The organism is Curtobacterium sp. MCBA15_009 (assembly GCF_001864895.1).
Taxonomy (GTDB): Bacteria; Actinomycetota; Actinomycetes; order Actinomycetales; family Microbacteriaceae; genus Curtobacterium.
On record NZ_MJGO01000038.1, the window covers coordinates 213770 to 233935 of the forward strand.

A 20166-nucleotide genomic window follows, 5' to 3' on the forward strand; every position below is an offset into this window, starting at 1 on the left:
TGCTGCGGTGGATCGGCGTCAGTGAGCCGCGGCGGGGATGCTCCCGGTCGTGGCGGACCCGGCGCGGGCGAGCCGCTCGAGTCGCACGGACTGCCGGTTGATGAGCAGGCCACCCGCGAGGGCGACGAGCACCAGCACACCGGCCGAGATCCCGAAGGCCACGTGGTAGCCGTCGAGCACGGCCTGGGCCTGCTGCAGCTTCGTCGGGGCCGCGTTCAGCCCGGACAGGCTGTTCGCGACGACGTCGGCGAAGATCGTCGAGAGCAGCGCCGTGCCGATCGAGCCGCCGATCTGCTGCATCGTGTTGACCGTGGCAGAGGCGACGCCGGCGTCGGCGCGGGCGACCCCCGTCGTCGCGGTGTTCATCGCGGACGAGAAGATCGTGCCCATGCCGAGGCCGATCACGATGAGCGCCGGCAGGACGGTGCCCGCGTAGGAGCTGTCGAGGTCGGTGCGGAGCAGCAGGAGCAGCCCCGTCGCGGCGACCAGGCCGCCGGCGAAGATGAGCACCTTCGGGCCGACGCGCGGCAGCAGGCGGCCGCCGATCTGCGTCGCCGAGATCATGATCGACGCGGGCATCGGCAGGAACGCGAGACCGGTCTGCAGCGAGCTGAACCCGAGGGTCTGCTCGAGGTAGTAGGTCAGGAACAGGAAGATGCCGAACATGCCGATCGCGACGAGGCCGATGGCGATGAACGAGCCGCCGCGGTCGCGGTCGAGCACGACGCGCAGGGGGAGCAGCGGGTGGGCGACCCGGGTCTCGATGAGCACGAAGGCCGCGATCAGCAGGACACCGCCGGCGAGCATGACGATGGTGAGCGGAGCGTCCCAGCCGTTGGTCTCGGCGTTCGAGAAGCCGTAGACGACGCCGACCAGGCCGAGGGTGATGGTGAAGACGCCGGCGACGTCGATGCGGGGACGCTCGACCTTCGGCGGGCGCTCCATGAAGACGAGGGCGCCGATCACGCCGAGGACGGCGAAGACGACGTTGACGTAGAGGCACCAGCGCCAGGACGCGTACTCGGTCAGGACACCGCCGAGCAGCAGGCCGATGGCCGCACCCGAACCGGCGATCGAGCCGAAGATGCCGAACGCGCGGCCGCGTTCCTTCGGGTCGCGGAAGGTCGTGGTGAGCATGCCGAGCGCCGACGGGGCGAGCAGCGCGCCGAACACGCCCTGCAGCGCGCGGGCGGCGACGAGCAGGCCGAACGAGTCGGCGAGGCCGCCGAGCACGGAGGCGAGCGCGAACCCGACGAGGCCGATGATGAACGTGTTCTTGCGTCCGAACAGGTCGCCGAGGCGTCCGCCGAGCAGCAGGAGCGACCCGAAGGCCAGCGAGTAGGCGGTGACGATCCACTGCCGCTGGTCGGTGCCGAAGTCGAGGTCGGCCTGGGCCGAGGGGAGCGCGATGTTCACGATCGTCGCGTCGAGCACGACCATGAGCTGGGCGAGGGCGATGACCGCCAGGGCGATCCAGCGGCGGCTGCTCTTGGCGGGGGTGGTGCCCGGAGTCGTGGGTGCTGCCCCGGTGGGGGTCGGCATGGTCTGTTCTGCCGTCACGGCAGCCTCCTTCATGAAGGTTGGAGGGGGACTCGGAGCGCGCACCGTCGGGCACTCCGAAAGGAGAGGGGTCGAACCGGATGCACTGCATCCGCTTGTGGCCAGTGTAGACCGAAACGGAGGAACCGCATCCACTTGTTCCCAGATAGTTCAACTAGGTTCGTCCTCGTGAGCACCACCGAGTCCGCGTCCGACCTCGAGCGACCGCTGCGCGCCGACGCCGCGCGCAACCGCGAGCTCATCCTGCAGACCGCGCGGAAGTGCTTCGCCGAGCGCGGGCTCTCGGTCACGCTGAACGACATCGCGCACGAGGCCGGCGTCGGCGTCGGGACGGTCTACCGCCGGTTCGCCGACAAGGACTCCCTGATCGAGGCGCTGCTCGCCACGAAGTTCGAGGCCATGAACGAGGCCGCCGCACGCGCCGCCGACGTCACCGACCCGCGCGAGGCACTCCGCGTGTACCTGATGGGCGTGTTCGAGTTCCGTGCGCGGGACCGCGCCCTCGCCGACGCCATCGTCCGCGCCGGCAAGGCCCGTCCGTCGATCGTGCTCGAGCGCGACCGGCTCGAGCGTCAGGTCGCGACGATCATCGGCCGCGCCGAGACCGCGGGTGTCGTCCGTGCCGGCTTCGACTACCGCGACCTGCCGATGCTCACGACGATGGTCGGCTCCGTCGCCGACGCGACCCGCGCACACGACCCGAACGCCTGGCGTCGGTACGCCGAGGTCATCATCGAGGGCGTGCTGCCCCGCGGCGGCACCGGTGCTGCCGAGCCGATGCTCGGTGCGCCCCTCGACCGCGAGTCGATCGAGCGCGCCCTGCACGCCCAGCCCTGACGCGACGGCGCGACCGGGACGCGAACGCGCAGACGCGCGAGCGCGCATCGCGGCGCGAGCGCGGCCCTCGCGCCCTCCTGCCCTCCTGCCCTCCTGCCCGAACGGACGAACGGACGAACGGACGGGCAGGCGGACGGACCGGCAGGCGGACGGACGGATGGCCGGACGGACGGGAGGCACGTGCCGGCGCCGACCCGCGCCTCCCGTCCGACGGTCCGACGGTCCGACGGCCGGGGCGCGACCGGCGCGCCGGTCAGGACCCGCGCGCTACAGCCAGCTCGGCACCCAGTAGTGCGACCGGACGAAGTCCCACGGCACCTGCACCGCCGTCCACATCGGGTACCAGTAGACGGACGCCAGCACGACGACGCCCAGGTACACGCCCACCCACACGACCGCCCGGGTGCGTCGGCGTCGTGGATCGTCCCGCGAACCGAGCACCAGCGCGATCGCGGCGGCGAGCGCCATCACCATGAAGGGCTCGAAGGCGATCGTGTAGAACTGGAAGACCGTCCGGTTCGCGTACGCGAGCCACGGCAGGTAGCCGGCTGCGACCCCGAGCAGGACGAAGCCGTACTCCCAGCGGCGGCGCAGGACCCAGAGCACGAGCAGGGCCACCGTCGCGACGACCGACGCGTACCAGATGAACGGGTTCGCGATGCCGGTGATCGCCGCCCCGCACCGGTCGACGACGCAGCCGTCCTGGCCGGCGCTCGTGCCGAGGTAGTACATCGACGTGGGGCGCTGCATGACGAGCCAGAGCAGCGGGTTCGCCTGGTACGAGTGCGGGGTGTGCAGGCCGATGTTGAAGCCGTAGATCTCGGTCTGGTAGTGCCACCAGTTCTGCAGGCTGTCCGGCACCCAGGCGAGCACGCCGGTCCACCGCTCGCCGCCGCCGGCGATCCAGTTGCGGTCCCAGCCGTCCTTCGACACGAACCAGCCGGTCCACGACGCCAGGTACGTCACCGCGGCGACCGGGACCGTGAGCAGGAACGACACCGGTGCCTGCTGCAGCAGCGCGCTGGACGACCAGAACGCCACCCCGGCACGGCGGCGGGCCATCATGTCGCTCAGCACGGAGTACACGGCGAAGAACGCCAGGAAGTACAGACCGGACCACTTCGTGGCCGAGGCCAGCCCGAGCGCGAGCCCCATCGCGAACAGCCACGGGCGCCACCAGAGCACCGGACCCCACAGGGTGTCGCGGCCGGCGGCGGCCCGGCGGGCGACCCACGCGTCGAGCTGCCGCTGGCTGCGTCGGCGGTCGAGGAGCAGCGCACCGAAGCCGAGCACGACGAAGAACGTCACGATGCCGTCGAGCAGCGTGACCCGGGACATCACGATCGCCTGGCCGTCGATCGCGAGCAGGCCGCCGGCGAGCGTGCCGACCAGGGTCGAGCGGAACAGCGACCGCGCGATCACCGCCGTGAGGAACACCGTCGCGATGCCGAGCACGGCGACGGCGAAGCGCCAGCCGAAGGCGTTGTCCGGGCCGAAGAGCAGCATGCCGAGGCCGATGAGGTACTTGCCGAGCGGCGGGTGCGCGATGAACTCGGCGGCGCTCGTGAAGATGTCCGTCTCGCCCCGGACGAACCGGTCGTCGGTCGTCGGGGCGTCGTCACCGCTCGGGTTCGCCGGCCAGGTGCCCTCGTAGCCGAGGTGCACGATCGACCAGCCGTCCTTGACGTAGTACGTCTCGTCGAACACCAGCGCGTGCGGGTTGCCGAGGTTCACCAGCCGCAGGACGGCGGCGAGCAGCGTCACCGCGAGCGGCCCGGCCCAGCGCCACACGGCGACGCGCTGCGTGGTGGACAGCACCCGACCCCACCAGTCGTCGAGGCGCGAGCCGACCGGCCCGTCGGGCACGGCCGTGCGGTCGTCGGTCAGCTCGCTGGTCATCGAAAGAGCATCTTACGGAGCGACCGCGTGTCCCCGCTCGGACGGCCGTGCACCCACAATGGGTGGGTGATCGTCCTCGCAGCAACGCCCATCGGCAACCTCGGGGACGCCTCGCGCCGTCTCGTCGAGGCCCTCTCCAACGCCACGGTCGTCGCGGCGGAGGACACGAGGACCGCCATCCACCTCATGCGTGCCCTCGGCATCGAGAACCGTCCGCGGCTCATCGCCCTGCACGAGCACAACGAGCGGGCGAAGGCGTCCGAGGTCGTCGAGCTCGCGCGTGACGAGGACGTCGTGGTCCTCACCGACGCCGGCATGCCCGCGATCAGCGACCCCGGCTTCCCGCTGGTCGAGGCAGCAGCAGCGGCCGGGGTCACCGTCACGGCGCTGCCCGGGCCGTCGGCCGTGCTCATGGCGCTCGCCGTGTCCGGGCTGCCCACCGACCGGTTCACGTTCGAGGGGTTCCCGACCCGCAAGGCCGGGGAGCGTCGCCGGGCGTTCCAGGCGCTCGCGGGGGAGCAGCGGACGATGGTGTTCTTCGAGTCGCCGCACCGGCTGGCGGAGACGCTGGCCGACATGGCCGTCGGGTTCGGCGGCGACCGCCGCGCCGCGGTGTGCCGTGAGCTCACGAAGCTCTACGAGGAGGTCCGTCGCGGCTCGCTCGACGAGCTCACCGCGTGGGCGTCCGACGGGGTCAAGGGCGAGATCTGCATCGTCGTCGCCGGGGCGGCCGAGGCGACGGAAGAAGCGACGCTCGACGACGGCGTGCGGCTCGTGCTCGAGCGGGTGGCCGCCGGCATGCGCATGAAGGAGGCCGCGGCGGCGGTCGCGGACGCGACCGGGCTGTCGAAACGCGACCTGTACGAAGGTGCGCTCGCGGCGCGGTAGACGGCCGGGCCGTCCCGGACGGGAGGCGCGGGTCGGGCCCGCCACGGGCCTCCCGTCCGGTTCTCCACAGGCCGGGCGCGGGGCGCGTCATGCGGCTCGTGCGCGCCCGTAGGATGGTCGGCATGTCCGACGGGTCCTCGTTCAGCATCACCACGCCGATCTTCTACGTGAACGACGTGCCCCACATCGGGCACGCGTACACCGAGGTCGCCGCGGACGTCCTCGCACGCTGGCACCGGCAGCGCGGTGACGACACCTGGCTGCTCACCGGCACCGACGAGCACGGGCAGAAGATCCTGCGCACCGCCTCGGCGAACGACGTCACGCCGAAGGAGTGGGCCGACCGCCTGGTCAACGACGCCTGGAAGCCCCTGCTCGACACGGTCGACGTCGCGAACGACGACTTCATCCGCACCACCGACGAGCGTCACGAGCGCGGGGTGACGGCGTTCCTGCAGAAGCTGTACGACGACGGCTTCATCTACGCCGGCGAGTTCGAGGGCTTCTACTGCGTGGGCTGCGAGGAGTACAAGCAGCCGGGCGACCTCGTCGCCGGCACCGGGGCGTACGAGGGCCAGCAGGTCTGCGCGATCCACTCGATCCCGGTCGAGGTGCTGTCCGAGCGCAACTACTTCTTCCGGATGTCCGACTTCGAGCAGCGCCTGCTCGACCTGTACGAGTCGAACCCGCTGTTCATCCAGCCCGAGAGCGTCCGCAACGAGATCGTCTCCTTCGTCAAGCAGGGGTTGCGCGACCTGTCGATCTCGCGGTCGAGCTTCGACTGGGGCATCCAGATCCCGTGGGACAGCGACCACGTGCTGTACGTCTGGTTCGACGCCCTGCTCAACTACGTCACGGCGCTCGGCTACGGCACCGACGACGACGAGGCCTTCCGCCGCCTCTGGCCGAGCGTGCACATCGTGGGCAAGGACATCGCCCGCTTCCACGCCGTCATCTGGCCGGCGATGCTCATGGCCGCCGGTCTGCCGGTGCCGGAGCGCGTCTTCGGCCACGGCTGGCTGCTCGTCGGCGGCGAGAAGATGTCGAAGTCGAAGCTCACCGGCATCGCGCCGTCGGAGATCACCGACACGTTCGGATCCGACGCGTTCCGCTACTACTTCCTGCGCGCCATCACCTTCGGGCAGGACGGCAACTTCAGCTGGGAGGACATCTCCGCCCGCTACCAGGCCGAGCTCGCCAACGGCTACGGCAACCTGGCGTCCCGACTCGTCGCGATGCTGCAGAAGTACCGCGACGGCGAGGTCCCGGCCCGCGGCGACCTGACCGGGTCCGACCAGGCGATCGACAGCCTGGCCGTGTCGGTCACCGAGCGTGCGGACGCCGCGATCGCCGCCTTCGCCCCGCACGAGGCGATCGCCGCCGTGTGGGAGCTCGTCGACGCGCTGAACGGGTACATCACCGAGCAGGCGCCGTGGGCCCTCGCGAAGGACGACGCGAACCGCGAGCGCCTCGACACCGTCCTGACGACCGCGCTCCGCGGCCTCGGCACCGTGACCGTCCTGCTGTCCCCGGTGATGCCGAAGGCCACCGAGAAGCTCTGGGCCGCGATCGGCGCCGGGGGGTCCGTCGCCGAGCAGCGCGTCGACCGCGCCTACGAGTGGCAGGGCGCCTCGCACGTGGTGCCGCTCGAGAGCGGGCTGTTCCCGCGCATCGAGCAGGTCTCCCCGTGACCGACGCCGAGTCGCACGTCCGGTCCCGCGGGGACGGGTCGTCCGGTGGCTCGAAGCGCGACCTGACGTACCCGCCGCTGCCGCAGGCGCTCGTGGTGCCGGTCTACGACAACCACACCCACATGGAGATCGCCGACGGTGTCGGCGACGGCGGCGACGGTCCGCTCGACTACCGCGAGCACCTCGACCGCGCGTCGAGCGTCGGCGTCCGCGGTGTCGTGCAGGTCGGCACCGACCTCGCCACCTCGGAGTGGTCCGCGTCGATCGCCGCCCGTGAGCCCCGGGTCCTCGCCGCCGTGGCGCTGCACCCGAACGAGGCGCCCGTGCTGCAGGAGCGGGGGCTGCTCGACGACCACCTCGCCGGGATCGAACGGCTCGCCGCGCTGCCGCGGGTGCGGGCGATCGGTGAGACCGGCCTCGACTTCTTCCGCACCGGCGAGGACGGCCGCGACGCCCAGGTCCGCTCGTTCGAGGAGCACATCCGCATCGCGAAGGAGCACGACCTCGCGCTCACCATCCACGACCGCGACGCGCACGACGCCGTGGTCGAGGTCCTCGACCGGGTGGGCGCGCCCGAGCGCACCGTCTTCCACTGCTTCTCCGGCGGACCCGACCTCGCCCGGCTCTGCGCCGAGCGCGGCTGGTACATGTCCTTCGCCGGCACCGTCACGTTCAAGAACGCTGCGCCGCTGCGCGAGGCCCTGCTGGTCGCACCGCGCCACCTGGTCATGATCGAGACGGACGCCCCGTTCCTGACGCCCACCCCGTACCGGGGTCGGCCGAACGCGCCGTACCTCATCCCGCTCACCCTGCGGTCGATGGCCGAGACCCTCGGCACCGACGCCTCGATGCTCGCGGCGCAGATCGCGTCGAACACCGAGCTCGTCTACGGCGCGTGGGACGCCGAGCCCGTCACGGTGGACGAGTAGCCGTGGGCGCACTGCTCGGCCCGGCGGAGATCCGGGACCTCGCGGCCGAACTCGACGTCACCCCGACGAAGAAGCTCGGACAGAACTTCGTGCACGACGCCAACACCGTCCGACGCATCGTGTCCGTGGCCGGCGTGACGCCGTCGGCCCGGGTGCTCGAGATCGGGCCCGGCCTGGGGTCGCTCACCCTCGGACTCACCGAGACCGGCGCACCCGTCACCGCCGTCGAGATCGACAAGCGCCTGGCCGCCAAGCTCCCCGCGACCGTCGCCGCCATGCAGCCCGACGCCACGCTGACCGTCGTGCAGCAGGACGCCATGACCGTCGCCGCGTCGGACCTCGACGTCGAGCCGACGCACCTGGTCGCGAACCTGCCCTACAACATCTCGGTCCCGGTGCTGCTGCACCTGCTCGCGACCTTCCCGTCGATCGAGCGCTCCCTCGTGATGGTGCAGGCCGAGGTCGGGTACCGCCTCGCGGCCGGACCCGGCAGCAAGGTCTACGGGTCACCGAGCGTCAAGGCCGCCTGGTACGGCGCGTGGAGCACCGCAGGACTCGTCAGCCGCCAGGTCTTCTGGCCGGTGCCGAACGTCGACAGCGTCCTCGTCGCGTTCGACCGGCACGAGCCCCCGGGCGACGAGGTCCTGCGGTCGCAGGTGTTCGCCCTGGTGGACGCCGCGTTCCAGCAGCGGCGCAAGATGCTGCGGCAGAGCCTGTCCGGCGTGCTCGGCGGCAGCGGTCCCGCCTCCGAGGTCCTGACGGCCTCGGGCATCGACCCGACCGCCAGGGGCGAGGCGATCGGGGTGGACGACTTCGTGCGGCTCGGTCGGACGGTCCTCGAGGCGGCGGATTAGTCCGTCCCGTCTTCCAGGCCGGCGACATACGGAATGTTCGGGCACGGCCGTTCGACGTCTCTACGGTTGACCGCATCAACGAAGGAGACATCATGCGGCCCACCGACTCGCCCCGCCCCTCCCGAAGTGCCCTGACCGAGGAACAGATCGTCGAAGGTCGTCTCCGCGCGCTCCGGCGAGCGGAACCCGACGGAGTGCATTCGTCGAGCGCGACCACAGCAGCCGAGCGCCAGGCGCTCTTCGCACGGACGCCACGGCCTGAAGGAACGTTCGAAGAGCGCCGCGAGCGTCGGCGGCGTGCGATGGAAGCGATCGATCCGGACTGCCGGGTCGTACCGATCGAGCGGTTGCACTGGGTGTCCTGACCATGTTCGCGTCTCTCGGACCCGACGACTTCGACGAGCACCGAGTTTTGGAGTTCGACCAATGCTCTGGCCGACCCGCTGCAGTCCTCGTGGAGACGAGCTTCATCGAGTGCGTTCTCCACCGCGCGGAGCCACAACACGCCCGAGCCGCGGCGTTCTGGGACCATCTCGACCTGGCCGACACGAGCATCGTGTACAGCGGTTTCGCCGAGTTCGAGATCTTCGAATCAGCGCAACGCGAAGGACCGCAGGCGACACATCAGCACGGCACGGCCTGGCGGGACCTGCTGAGTTCGACCCAGATGCACTGGGCCAGTGTCGATGCGATCGCCGATGACGTCCCGGACCTCATGGAAACGTTCGGCCTGACCGCTGCGGGTGCCGTGCACGTCGCAACGGCCGAACACTGGGAGGTCGACGGCTTCGTGACCGTCGACCCCTCGTTCGCTGTGGTGGACAAGGCGCGCCTCCCGCTCATGATCGACGCTGCGGGAGCACAGCACGCGCGACAGCTGCGGATCGGTCGCGACTCGTGACTCGGCATCGACCCGACCGCCATCGCCGCGGCACGACCAGGCGGGGCCGGGCGCCGCACGACCACGGTGCGATCGAACCGTGTCGGTGCTCGGTGCCGGTGCACTCCGGTCGTGCGGGGCGACGAACGCGACGCGACCGCCGCCCCGGGGACCGGGCTCAGTGCTCGCGGGACGCCAGCATCTCGAGGATCTGCTGGTGGTTCCCGTTGCGCTCGGCGAAGCGCAGCGGCTGCACGTTCTGCACGAGGACCTCGGTCGCGTCGCCCGCGCGCAGGATCGCCATCACCTCGTCCGCGAACTCGTCGAGCGGCATGCCGCCGAAGTCCGCGCCGCCCATCAGGTCGGTCCGGACGGCGGGCGGTGCGAGCTCGAGCACCTCGACCGACGACCCGACCAGCTGCTGGCGGAGCGTTTGCGTGTAGGAGTGCACGGCGGCCTTCGTGGCGCTGTAGGTCGGGGTCGCGGTGAGCGGCACGAACGCCAGCCCTGACGAGACGGTCATGACGGTGGCGGTCGGCTGCTCGAGCAGGTGCGGCAGGAAGGCGTCGATGAGGCGGATGGTCCCGACCAGGTTGGTCTGGATCGTCTCGAGCGCGTCGCCGATGTGGTCGGGGGAGCGCAGGTCCTCGTTGCGCATGATGCCCGACATGGTGACGAGGGCGTTCAACGACGGGTGGTCCGCGAGCACCGCAGCGGCAGCGGCCTCGATCGACGACGCGTCGGCGACGTCGATCTGCACGGTGCCGAAGCCGTGCTCGGCGGCGAGGGAGTCGAGGAGTTCCTGTCGGCGACCGCCGATGACGACGGTGCTGCCGTCGGCCTGCAGTCGCTGGGCGAGGGCGAGGCCGATGCCCGAGGTCGCGCCGGGGATGAAGACGGTGGAGTTCGTGGTGTCCATGACGACCACGATGCTCCGCGGTCGCTGCGCCATCCAGAGCGGGGTCATCGGGGGATCCGCGATCCCTGGCACGGCACGCGGTGCCGGACCATGATCGAGGCATGGACCGTGCCGCGCTCGCAGACTTCCTCCGCCGTCGCCGCGAGCTGCTGCGCCCGGAGGACGTCGGCCTCGGGCAGGGGCCGCGCCGTCGGACGCCGGGGCTCCGCCGCGAGGAGGTCGCCGCGCTCGCCGGCATGTCCGTCGACTACTACACGCGACTCGAGCAGCAGCGCGGTCCGCAGCCCTCCGAGCAGATGATCGCGGCGATCGCGCGTGCGCTGCGCTGCAGCCTGGACGAGCGCGACCACCTGTTCCACCTGGCGGGGCAGAACGCACCAACCCGGATGCGCCGTGCCGACCACGTCGACCCGGCGATCCTGCGGGTGCTCGACCGGCTCGAGGACACCCCGGCGATCGTCGTGAGCCACCTCGGCGAGACCCTGGTCGAGAACCGGCTCGCCGCGGCGCTCCTCGGCACCTCGGCCGGGCTGCCCGGCAACGAGCGGTACCAGGCGTGGCGGTGGTTCGTGTCCGGCGGGGAGCGCGCGAAGTACGCGCCGGAGCAGCACGAGCGGCTCGGACGGGTGGTGGTCGCCTCGTTGCGGGCCTCGGTCGGGCTCGCGGGTCCGGGCGACCGACGGGCGACGGAGCTCATCGCGGAGCTGCAGGCCCGCAGTCCCGAGTTCCAGGAGATCTGGGCCATGCACGAGGTGGCCACACGTTGGTCGGACAACAAGACGATCGTGCAGCCCGAACTCGGTCGGATCACCGTCGACTGCCAGGTGCTGCACACCGACGACCAGGCGCAGGCGCTCCTGCTGTTCACCGCGCCGCCCGGCACCGAGGACGCGCAGAAGCTCGAGCTCCTCGGTGTCGTCGGACAGCAGACCTTCGCCGGCTGACGGCGCGTCCGCGGGCGCTCGGCCGTACCGACGGCCCCACTTTGCACCGGCAGAGCGACAGGCCTGCCGGAAGCTGCGCCGTCCGTGCTGCGAAAGCGACAGTCTGCCGCGAACAGTCGGCGGCAGACTGTCGCTTTCGCGAACAGCACCAGCGCCAGCACCGGCACCGGCACCGGCACCGGCGCCAGCGCCAGCGCACGAGCAGCACCAGCACCAGCACCAGCGCCACCGCACCCCGCGGTGCAACGCCGCGTCACACACCTGGCAGCGTGCGGGTGACCGTGCCTAGGGTGGGGCCGTGAGCACTCCGCGCGTGTACGTCATCCACGAGAACCCCGAGTGGTTCCCCCCGCTCGCCGCGGCCTTCGAGGCCGAGGGCGTGCCGGTGCAGGAGGTCCTGCTGACCGAGGGCCAGATCGACCTCGCGGCCGATCCGGAGCCGGGCGTCTACTGGTCCCGCATGTCAGCGAGCTCGCACACCCGCGGCCACGAGCACAGCAAGGAGTACACCCGGGCGGTCCTCGGCTGGCTCGAGCGTGCCGGCCGCCAGGTCGTCGGCGGCAGTCACGTGCTCGAGCTCGAGGTGTCGAAGGTCGCCCAGCACGGGCTCCTGCAGCAGGCCGGGTTCGACGTGCCCCGCACCACCGCCGTGTTCGGCACGACGACGCTGAAGGACGCCGCCCGCACCTTCACCGACGGGCAGGACGTCCCCTTCATCACGAAGCACAACCAGGGCGGCAAGGGCCTGGGCGTGCGGCGGTTCGACTCGCTCGCCGAGTTCGACGCCTACGTCGACAGCCCCGAGTTCGAGGCCCCGGTCGACGGCATCACCCTGCTGCAGGAGTACCTGACGGCCCGCGAGCCCTTCATCACCCGCGTCGAGTTCGTCGGCGGCGAGTTCGTCTACGCCGTCCGCGTCGACACGAGCGCCGGCAGCTTCGAGCTCTGCCCGGCAGACGCGTGCGAAGTCCCGCAGACCATCGCGGGTGCGGTCTGCGACGTCCCCGGCACCGAGACCGCCGGGGCGCCCCCGGCGTTCAGCGTCCGCAAGGAGGTCACCGCCGAGCACCCGCTGGTCCAGCAGCTCCGCACGTTCCTCGCCGACCAGCGCATCACGATCGCGGGCGTCGAGTTCATGGAGACGACGGACGGCCGCACCGTGGTCTACGACATCAACACGAACACGAACTACAACCCCGCGGTCGAGGAATCCGCGCCGGCCTCCGGCCCGCGCTCCATCGCGCGGTACCTCGGTGGCCTGCTGGAGACGCAGTACGCGGCGCAGCTCACGGCCTGAGAACGCAAGACCCACCGGACCGGAGGCCCGTGGCGGGCCCGCCACGGGCCTCCAGTCCGCCTTCCCACACCCCAAGGAACCAACGTGCGATTCGGATACTGGACCCCGCTCTTCGGCGGCTGGCTGCGCAACGTCGACAACGAGAACATGCCGGTCACCTTCGACTACGTGAAGCGCCTGGCGCAGCGCGCCGAGCGGATCGGCTTCGACCTGACGCTCGTGCCGGAGCTCAACCTCAACGACATCAAGGGCACGGCGGCGCCCTCGCTCGAAGCATGGTCGCTCGCGGCGGCGATCGCGGCGACGACCGAGCGCCTCGAGATCATGGCGGCGATGCGTCCCGGGTACCACCTGCCCGCGGTGACGGCGAAGCAGGCGGCGACGATCGACGACATCTCGTGCGGCCGGTTCACCTTCAACGTCGTCAGCGCCTGGTGGGCGGAGGAGGCGAAGCAGTACGGCGGGATCTTCTCGGAGCACGACGACCGGTACAAGCGCACCGCGGAGTTCGTCGAGGTCATGAAGGGCCTGTGGCGCGAGACCCCGTACTCGTTCTCGGGCGAGTACTACGACATCGAGAACGCGCACCTCGAGCCGAAGCCCCGCGTGACGCCGCGCATCTACGCCGGTGGTGAGAGCGAGGCCGGCAAGGCCGCGATCACCGGGTACGCCGACGCCTACGTCACGCACGGCGGCACGGTCGAGGAGCTCCGCGCGAAGATCGACGAGATGAAGCAGCGCCGCGTCGACGCCGGCCTGCCGCCGTTCGAGGCGTTCGGCATGGCCGCGTACGTCATCGTGCGCGAGACCGAGGAAGAGGCGCAGGCCGAACTCGCCCGGATCACGGACGTGCAGCACGGCGGGGCGTACGAGTCCTACCAGGACTTCATCTCGAAGTCGCAGCTCGAGCACGTGCCGTCGCTCGAGGACTACTCCGTGTCGAACCGCGGCCTGCGCCCCGGGTTCGTCGGGACGCCGGCGCAGGTGGCGGCCCGCATCCGCGAGTTCGAGGACGCCGGCGTCGACACGCTGCTGCTGCAGTTCTCGCCGCAGCTCGAGGAGATGGACCGGTTCGGCGAGCAGGTCATCCCGCTCGTGCGCCAGACCGCCGGCGCCACGGCATGAGCACCGAGGACGACTGGGCGTTCGAGACCCGCCAGATCCGCGCCGGCTTCAAGGCCGACCCGGGCTGGGGCGCGAACGTGCCGCCGATCGCGCAGAGCGCCGCGTACGTGTACCCGTCGGGCGAGGACGCCGCGGCGCGCTTCATGCTCGACGCCCCGGGGCACACCTACTCCCGCGTGAACAACCCGTCGGCGGCGGCGCTCGAGCGCCGGATCGCCGACCTCGAGGGCGGGATCGGCGCGCTGGCGCTGGCGTCCGGGCAGGCGGCGACGACGCTCGCGGTGCTCGGTGTCGCGCGCGCGGGCGACCACGTCGTGTCGAGCGCCTCGCTCTACGGCGCGACCTACACGCTGTTCGCGTCGACCCTGCGCGACCTCGGCATCACGTTCACGTTCGTGCAGGACCCGACCGACCTGTCCGAGTGGGCGGCGGCGGTCCGACCGGAGACGAAGGCCTTCTACGGCGAGTCGATCCCGAACCCCCGCGGGGACGTCCTGGACTTCGTCGGGGTGGCCGGGGTCGCGCACGAGGCCGGTGTGCCGCTCATCGTCGACAACACCATCGCGACGCCGTACCTGGTGCGCCCGATCGAGCACGGTGCCGACATCGTCGTGCACTCGGCGACGAAGTACCTGGCCGGGCACGGCAGTGCGATCGCCGGGCTCATCGTCGACAGCGGGAACTTCGACTGGGCGGCGCACGCCGAGCAGTACCCGCAGCTCACCACGACCGAGCAGTCCGGGTTCGCGAACACGGACTTCGCCGCGAAGTTCGGACGACGGGCGTTCATCCAGCGCACTCGCTCGAAGCTCTCCGCCGACCTCGGGCCCGCGATCGCACCGTTCAACGCGTTCCTGGTGCTGCAGGGCATCCAGACGCTGTCGCTCCGCATGGACCGGCACGTGTCGAACGCCGCCACGGTGGCGTCCTGGCTCGACGCGCACGACCAGGTCGAGCACGTGCACTACGCCGGACTGCCGGACTCGCCCTGGCACCACCTGCAGCAGCGGTACGTGCCGAAGGGGCCGTCGGCGGTCCTGGCGTTCGACCTGGCGGGTGGGGTCGCCGCGGGCCGACGGTTCGTGGCGGCGCTCGAGCTCTTCGACCACGTGTCGAACCTCGGTGACGTCCGGTCGCTCGTCGTGCACCCGGCGTCGACGACGCACGTGCAGATGACGTCGGCGGAACGTGCCGCAGCCGGGGTGGGGGACGGGCTCATCCGCCTGTCGATCGGCCTCGAGCACATCGACGACATCACCGCCGACCTGGCCCGGGGCTTCACGGCAGCCGCAGCGGGATAGGTTGGGGGCATGACCACGTTGGCCGCCCCGACCCGCGTGCGGACGCGCGCCCCCGGCAAGATCAACGTGTTCCTGTCCGTCGGTGCGCTGCAGGACGACGGCTACCACGACGTCGCCACGGCGTACCAGGCGGTGTCCCTGTACGAGGACGTCACCGCCGAGCCCGCCGACGACTTCTCGGTCACCTTCACCGGCCCGATCGACACGAGCACCGTGCCGGTCGACGAGTCGAACCTGGCGATCCGCGCGGCCCGGCTCGTGGCCGATGCGGCCGGTCACCGCGGCGGCGTCCGGCTCACGATCGACAAGCAGGTGCCGGTCGCCGGCGGCATGGGCGGTGGCTCGGCGGACGCCGCGGCGACCCTGCTCGCCGTCGACACGCTCTGGGGCACCGGGCTCGGGCGCGAGGAGCTGCTCCGCCTGGCGGCCCAGCTCGGCGCCGACGTGCCGTTCGCCTTCGCCGGGGGCACCGCCGTCGGCACCGGTCGCGGTGACGAGCTGAGCCCGGCGCTGGCCAAGGGGGAGTTCCAGTGGGTCCTCGCCCTGAGCGACGACGGCCTGAGCACCCCGGCCGTCTACCGTGCGCTCGACGAGCACCGCGAGCGGTACCGCGCGGACATCTCCCCGGCGCCGTCGCACCCCGTGGTCGAGGCGAACGTGCTGCAGGCCCTGCGCGCCGGCGACCCCGACCTGCTCGCCGACTGCGTGCACAACGACCTGCAGGCCCCGGCCATGCGGCTGCAGCCCCGGCTCGCGGCGACGCTCGAGCTCGGTGAGCGGTCCGGCGCGCTGGCGGGTCTGGTGTCGGGCAGCGGACCGACCGTGGCGTTCCTGGTCGGCGACCGCGACGCCGCCCTCGAGCTGCAGGTCGAGCTCAGCGCGGCCGGGCTCGTCGCCCTGCGTGCCACGGGCCCGGTGCACGGCGCCCGCGTCGTGCACTGACGACCGGCAGCAGCGTCAGCGGCTGTACTTCCAGATGATGACCGTGCCGGTGTGCCACCAGCGCACGACGTGGAAGCCCTGACCCTCGAGCGTCTCGGTCACCTGCGGTCGGATGTTGCGTGACTTGCCGCCGACGAAGAAGACCTCGTCGACGTCGTCGAGCCGCGCCGGGACGGTCGTCGCGATGTCGCCGTTGACGTTCCAGAGCTGTCCGCGCTCGGCGCCGGTCTGCGTCACGGCGAGGTCGCGCATGCCCCGGAACGCGTCGGGGTAGGTGTCGGAGATGGCCTGCGTGGTCGTCGTCGGGTGGCCCCAGACGCTGCCGTGGATGATGCCGACGTCGCCGTCGGTGCCCCAGTTGCGCTCCCGGTCGACGATGGCGGCGGCGGTCGCCCAGTGCGAGTCCTGCTTGGCGTGCGGCAGACGGACCTTCGTGCTCGTCGGCACGGACACGAGCACCATCGCGACGACCGCGAGCGCGAGCCAGCGACGGGGGCGGATCGCGGTGATCGCGAGGCCGATGAGCAGCGCGACGAACGGCAGGCTCAGGCTCGCGTACTTCGGCGTGTACAGGTGCTCGCCCGCGGCGGTCGCCCCGACGAGCAGCGCGGTCGGCACGATGGTCAGCGGCACCGCGACGCGGACCGCCTGTATGCGGAGCACGTCGCGGGTGTCCGGGTGTGCGGCCCGCACCGCGCGTGCGGCCATGACGACACCGACGGTCATGAGCACCCAGGCGAGGGCCGCGTACGGCCACACCGCCCCGAACCAGGCGGTGGCCAGGACCTGCCGCGCGGTGGCCCAGCCGATGCCGGTGATCCAGCCGACCTGCTTGGTCTGCCCGGCGGCGAGCAGCACGAAGGGCGAGACGGCGGCGGCGGCCGCGACCGAGGCGACGGCCCAGCGCACGACCACCCGTCGGTCGACCATGGCCGGTGCCACGCGACCGGTGCGCGCGGTCACCGCGGCGGTGCGGCGGGCGTCCCGGTCGGCGACGCCGGTCCACAGGAGCACGACGCCGTGCGCGACGACGGCGAGCGCGAGGTAGACGTTGAACAGCACGGACACGGCGGCGACCGCGCCGTAGGCGACCCACCACCGGGTGGCGTGCCGGCCGGAGCGGGTGCGCCGCACCGCGGTCAGCCCGACCAGGGTCAGCAGCACGGAGAGGGTCGTGACCGTGGCGTAGGGCCGACCCTCGGTGCCGGCCCACGCGACGCGGGGGAGCACGAGGAACACGAGCCCCGAGACGACGCCGAGCCGGACACCACCGAGGCGACGGCCGAGGGCGACGACGAGCCCGGCGGCGACGCCGATCGCCAGGGCGCTCGGCAGGCGGAGCGTGAAGGGGGTGTAGCCGACGAGGGCGAACCACACGTGCATGAGCGCGTAGTACAGGCCGTGCACCGCGTCGACGTTCTGCAGCTCGGCCCAGAGCGCCGGCCAGCTGCGTTGCGCGCTCGTGACGGTGGCGGCCTCGTCGTACCAGACGGACGGCACCCAGGCGAAGGCCGCGGCCACCACGACACCGACGGCACCGACGGTGAGCTCGGGGGTGCGGACGACGGCGTCGCGTCCTGCCAGGGCGAGGTCCCGCAGCCGTGCGCGCAGCGTCCGGGCCGACGACGTGTGTCGGACCGTGATGCTGCCGGTACGGGGGGAACTCACGACCGCGACGGTACCGACCTGCACTGGGCAACAGCAGAGTCCCGGACGAGGATGCTCACATGCGTCGGGGCGCCCGACGGGCGAGAATGACGGGATGGACCCCCTCGTCGAGCCCGCCGCCCCGCTGTCGCCGTGGCGCACCCGGCTCGGGTCGCGGACGGCCGCCCTGGCCGACGTCGGCGCGACCGGCCTCCGACGCCTGGCCGCTTCACGCGTCCTGGTGGTCGGGGCCGGGGGACTCGGGGCACCGGTGGTCGCCTACCTGGCGGGCGTCGGGCGGCTCACGGTCGTCGATCCGGACGTCGTGGACGCCTCGAACCTGGCGCGGCAGACGCTGTTCACGGCAGCCGACGTCGGGTCGCCGAAGGCCGAGGTCGCCGTCGCCTGTGCCCGTGCCGTCGACCCGGAGGTCGAGGCCGTCGCGGTGGTGGGTCGGTTCACCGCCGACCTCGTCGCCGGCCACGACGTCGTGGTCGACGCCGCCGACTCCGTCCTGGTCACCCGGGCCGTGTCCGACGCCTGCTCGGCCGCCGGGGTGCCGTTCGTCTGGGGCACGGTGCTCGGGCAGGACGGCCAGGTCAGCGTCTTCCACGACGCCGGACCGGACGCCGTGGACTTCCACGACCTGCACCCGGACGCCCTGCCCGACGAGGGCTCCTGCGCGCTCGACGGCGTCGTCCCGGCACTCTGCGGAGCGGTCGGTTCGGTGATGGCGGGGCAGGTCACGGCGCTCGTCACGGGGTCCGGCGACCCGCTGCTCGGCCGGGTCCTGACCGTCGACGCCCGGCGCTGGCACTGGACCGAGAGCCCCGTCCGGCGCGGGCCCGCGTCGCGTCGCCCCGCTCCGGCGACGGAGCCCTCCGTGTCCCGGATCGCGCCGGCCGCGCTCGCCGCGCGGCTCGCCGACCCGCAGGACGGGGTCGTCGTCGTCGACGTCCGCACCGCCGCCGAGCGTGCCGAGGGCGTCGTCGCCGATGCCGTCACCGACGACACGGAGGCGACGGACGTGGTCGTGTACTGCGCCCGGGGTCCGCGTGCGGTCGCGTGGGCTGCGGCGCAGCCGGCCTGGAGGCACGTGGCGGTCCTCGACGGCGGCTTCGAGGCCTGGCGTCGCGAGGGGCAGCACGTGGCGCACGAGCACACGCCCTGACCCAGGGCCGTCGCCATCACCCCCCGTTCCTCCGCACGTGCGGGTAGGATCGGGGAATCATGACGCAACTGCGGATCAAGGATGCGGCGGTCTTCCTCGGGGTGAGCGACGACACCGTCCGGCGGCTCGTCGACGGTGGGACCCTCACCCGTGCGGTCGACGACGCCGGACGTGCGGTCGTTGACGGTCGCGAGGTCGCCGAGCACGCCCGCGCCCGGAGCACCGAGCTCGCCGACCCGGCCACCGGTGTGCGGAGCTCGGCGCGGAACCGCTTCGTCGGCATCGTCACCGACCTGGTCGTCGACACGGTGATGGCGCAGGTCGAGCTGCAGTGCGGCCCGCACCGCGTCGTCTCGCTCATGAGCGCCGAGGCGGTGCGCGACCTCGGGCTCGAGGTCGGGTCCGTCGCCGTGGCGTCCGTCAAGGCCACGATGGTCGCGGTCGAGGCGCCCGCTCACCAGGAGGACCCCCGATGACCCGTCGTTCCCGTCTGCTGCTCATGCCCCTCGTCATCGTGGTGGCGCTCGGCCTGTCGGCGTGCTCGACCGCCGACGCCCCGGCAGGGTCGTCCTCGTCGGGGTCGACGACCGCGACGGACCGCGGTGCGACCGGCTCGATCACGGTCTTCGCGGCGGCCTCGCTCCAGCAGACGTTCACCACGCTCGGCAAGGACTTCGAACTCGCGAACCCCGGGGCCTCGGTCCGGTTCTCGTTCGCGGGGTCGAGCGACCTCGTCACGCAGATCGAGAACGGCGCGCCCGCCGACGTGTTCGCATCCGCGGACGAGGCGAACATGGCGAAGCTGTCCGCGACCGACCTGGCGAGCGGCTGGCCGCGCGACTTCGCCACGAACACGCTCGAGATCGCGGTGGCCCCGGGCAACCCGCAAGGCATCACGAGCCTCGACGACCTGACCGGCTCCGACGTGCAGCTCGTCACCTGCGCCGCCCCGGTGCCGTGCGGCGCCGCGACGGCGAAGGTGGAGTCCGCCTCGGGCGTCGACCTGCACCCCGTCAGCGAGGAGCAGTCCGTCACCGACGTGCTCGGCAAGGTCGAGTCCGGGCAGGCCGACGCCGGACTCGTCTACGTCACCGACGTGCAGGGCGCCGGCGGGAAGGTGGACGGCGTGCCGTTCGACGAGTCGAGCGAGGCCGTCAACACGTACCCGATCGGCGTGCTCCGGGAGTCCGAGGACCCGGAGCTCGCGCAGGCGTTCGCCGAGTACGTCCGCTCCGCGGCCGGCCAGCAGGTGCTCACCGCCGCCGGCTTCGGGAAGCCGTGA

At 72.0% G+C, this 20166-nt stretch carries 18 protein-coding genes; 14 read left to right on the top strand and 4 right to left on the bottom strand.

Features of this window, described 5'->3' with window-relative positions; all coding sequences use genetic code 11:
* Positions 1-18 precede the first annotated feature (18 nt).
* On the bottom strand, positions 19-1560 hold the full coding sequence (locus BIU97_RS12745; RefSeq protein ID WP_071297933.1) for an MFS transporter: 1542 nt from the start codon (positions 1558-1560) through the stop codon (positions 19-21).
* Positions 1561-1728: 168 nt separating this feature from the next.
* Here BIU97_RS12745 and BIU97_RS12750 point away from each other — a divergent pair, with 168 nt between their 5' ends.
* Positions 1729-2397 carry a TetR/AcrR family transcriptional regulator gene (locus BIU97_RS12750; protein ID WP_071260539.1) on the top strand — a complete coding sequence of 223 codons (669 nt, stop codon included), beginning with the start codon at positions 1729-1731 and terminating at the stop codon, positions 2395-2397.
* 267 nt (positions 2398-2664) lie between these two features.
* Here BIU97_RS12750 and BIU97_RS12755 read toward each other — a convergent pair whose 3' ends face one another.
* A complete protein-coding gene (locus tag BIU97_RS12755; RefSeq protein ID WP_071297859.1) occupies positions 2665-4296 on the bottom strand; it encodes a dolichyl-phosphate-mannose--protein mannosyltransferase in 1632 nt (543 codons plus the stop codon).
* Positions 4297-4362: 66 nt separating this feature from the next.
* Here BIU97_RS12755 and rsmI point away from each other — a divergent pair, with 66 nt between their 5' ends.
* The 5 genes from rsmI to BIU97_RS12785 all read left to right on the top strand — a co-directional run bounded on the left by rsmI (position 4363) and on the right by BIU97_RS12785 (position 9559).
* Entirely contained in the window at positions 4363-5184 is an 822-nt protein-coding gene (rsmI, locus tag BIU97_RS12760) for a 16S rRNA (cytidine(1402)-2'-O)-methyltransferase (RefSeq protein ID WP_071260544.1), read from the top strand.
* A 122-nt stretch (positions 5185-5306) separates the two neighbouring features.
* Positions 5307-6875 carry a methionine--tRNA ligase gene (gene metG, locus BIU97_RS12765; protein WP_071297934.1) on the top strand — a complete coding sequence of 523 codons (1569 nt, stop codon included), beginning with the start codon at positions 5307-5309 and terminating at the stop codon, positions 6873-6875.
* Positions 6872-7804, top strand: coding sequence for a TatD family hydrolase (locus BIU97_RS12770; protein WP_071297860.1), 933 nt, complete (start codon positions 6872-6874; stop codon positions 7802-7804). Before metG ends, BIU97_RS12770 begins: the two co-directional genes overlap by 4 nt.
* 2 nt (positions 7805-7806) lie before the next feature.
* Positions 7807-8658: a 16S rRNA (adenine(1518)-N(6)/adenine(1519)-N(6))-dimethyltransferase RsmA gene (gene rsmA / locus BIU97_RS12775; protein ID WP_071297861.1), complete on the top strand. Its 852-nt coding sequence runs from the start codon at positions 7807-7809 to the stop codon at positions 8656-8658.
* Between the two features lie 454 nt (positions 8659-9112).
* Entirely contained in the window at positions 9113-9559 is a 447-nt protein-coding gene (locus BIU97_RS12785) for a type II toxin-antitoxin system VapC family toxin (RefSeq protein WP_217640111.1), read from the top strand.
* Between the two features lie 157 nt (positions 9560-9716).
* On the opposite strand, the gene BIU97_RS12790 is transcribed toward BIU97_RS12785, so the two are convergent.
* Complete coding sequence (locus BIU97_RS12790; protein ID WP_071297935.1) at positions 9717-10457, bottom strand: SDR family oxidoreductase; 741 nt, start codon at positions 10455-10457, stop codon at positions 9717-9719.
* A gap of 101 nt (positions 10458-10558) precedes the next feature.
* Here BIU97_RS12790 and BIU97_RS12795 point away from each other — a divergent pair, with 101 nt between their 5' ends.
* The 5 genes from BIU97_RS12795 (at position 10559) to BIU97_RS12815 (ending at position 16066) form a co-directional block, all read left to right on the top strand.
* Complete coding sequence (locus tag BIU97_RS12795) at positions 10559-11401, top strand: helix-turn-helix transcriptional regulator (RefSeq protein WP_071297864.1); 843 nt, start codon at positions 10559-10561, stop codon at positions 11399-11401.
* Between the two features lie 298 nt (positions 11402-11699).
* Positions 11700-12698: an ATP-grasp domain-containing protein gene (locus tag BIU97_RS12800; RefSeq protein WP_071297865.1), complete on the top strand. Its 999-nt coding sequence runs from the start codon at positions 11700-11702 to the stop codon at positions 12696-12698.
* A gap of 84 nt (positions 12699-12782) precedes the next feature.
* Positions 12783-13823, top strand: coding sequence for an LLM class flavin-dependent oxidoreductase (locus BIU97_RS12805; protein ID WP_071297866.1), 1041 nt, complete (start codon positions 12783-12785; stop codon positions 13821-13823).
* Positions 13820-15124: an O-acetylhomoserine aminocarboxypropyltransferase/cysteine synthase family protein gene (locus BIU97_RS12810; protein WP_071297867.1), complete on the top strand. Its 1305-nt coding sequence runs from the start codon at positions 13820-13822 to the stop codon at positions 15122-15124. The genes BIU97_RS12805 and BIU97_RS12810 overlap by 4 nt, the downstream gene beginning before the upstream one ends.
* Before the next feature lie 9 nt (positions 15125-15133).
* Positions 15134-16066 (top strand): 4-(cytidine 5'-diphospho)-2-C-methyl-D-erythritol kinase, encoded by a 933-nt coding sequence (locus BIU97_RS12815; RefSeq protein ID WP_071260562.1) that lies wholly within the window; start codon positions 15134-15136, stop codon positions 16064-16066.
* Positions 16067-16081: 15 nt separating this feature from the next.
* Here the strand turns inward: BIU97_RS12815 and BIU97_RS12820 are convergent, their stop codons facing one another.
* On the bottom strand, positions 16082-17734 hold the full coding sequence (locus BIU97_RS12820) for a glycosyltransferase family 39 protein (protein ID WP_083420934.1): 1653 nt from the start codon (positions 17732-17734) through the stop codon (positions 16082-16084).
* 94 nt (positions 17735-17828) lie between these two features.
* Here BIU97_RS12820 and BIU97_RS12825 point away from each other — a divergent pair, with 94 nt between their 5' ends.
* From BIU97_RS12825 to modA, 3 genes are read left to right on the top strand one after another with little or no spacing between them, the layout of a single operon-like run.
* A complete protein-coding gene (locus tag BIU97_RS12825; RefSeq protein ID WP_071297869.1) occupies positions 17829-18884 on the top strand; it encodes a HesA/MoeB/ThiF family protein in 1056 nt (351 codons plus the stop codon).
* A 59-nt stretch (positions 18885-18943) separates the two neighbouring features.
* Entirely contained in the window at positions 18944-19360 is a 417-nt protein-coding gene (locus BIU97_RS12830) for a TOBE domain-containing protein (protein ID WP_071297870.1), read from the top strand.
* Positions 19357-20166 (top strand): molybdate ABC transporter substrate-binding protein, encoded by an 810-nt coding sequence (gene modA, locus BIU97_RS12835; protein ID WP_071297871.1) that lies wholly within the window; start codon positions 19357-19359, stop codon positions 20164-20166. Before BIU97_RS12830 ends, modA begins: the two co-directional genes overlap by 4 nt.

Excerpts from the sequence above, each read along its gene's own strand:
- BIU97_RS12755 (WP_071297859.1), bottom strand. The coding sequence starts at position 4,296 with ATGACCAGCGAGCTGACCGACGACCGCACGGCCGTGCCCGACGGGCCG.
- metG (WP_071297934.1), top strand. The coding sequence starts at position 5,307 with ATGTCCGACGGGTCCTCGTTCAGCATCACCACGCCGATCTTCTACGTG.
- BIU97_RS12790 (WP_071297935.1), bottom strand. The coding sequence starts at position 10,457 with ATGGACACCACGAACTCCACCGTCTTCATCCCCGGCGCGACCTCGGGC.
- BIU97_RS12795 (WP_071297864.1), top strand. The coding sequence starts at position 10,559 with ATGGACCGTGCCGCGCTCGCAGACTTCCTCCGCCGTCGCCGCGAGCTG.
- BIU97_RS12810 (WP_071297867.1), top strand. The coding sequence starts at position 13,820 with ATGAGCACCGAGGACGACTGGGCGTTCGAGACCCGCCAGATCCGCGCC.
- BIU97_RS12815 (WP_071260562.1), top strand. The coding sequence starts at position 15,134 with ATGACCACGTTGGCCGCCCCGACCCGCGTGCGGACGCGCGCCCCCGGC.
- BIU97_RS12825 (WP_071297869.1), top strand. The coding sequence starts at position 17,829 with ATGGACCCCCTCGTCGAGCCCGCCGCCCCGCTGTCGCCGTGGCGCACC.
- BIU97_RS12830 (WP_071297870.1), top strand. The coding sequence starts at position 18,944 with ATGACGCAACTGCGGATCAAGGATGCGGCGGTCTTCCTCGGGGTGAGC.
- modA (WP_071297871.1), top strand. The coding sequence starts at position 19,357 with ATGACCCGTCGTTCCCGTCTGCTGCTCATGCCCCTCGTCATCGTGGTG.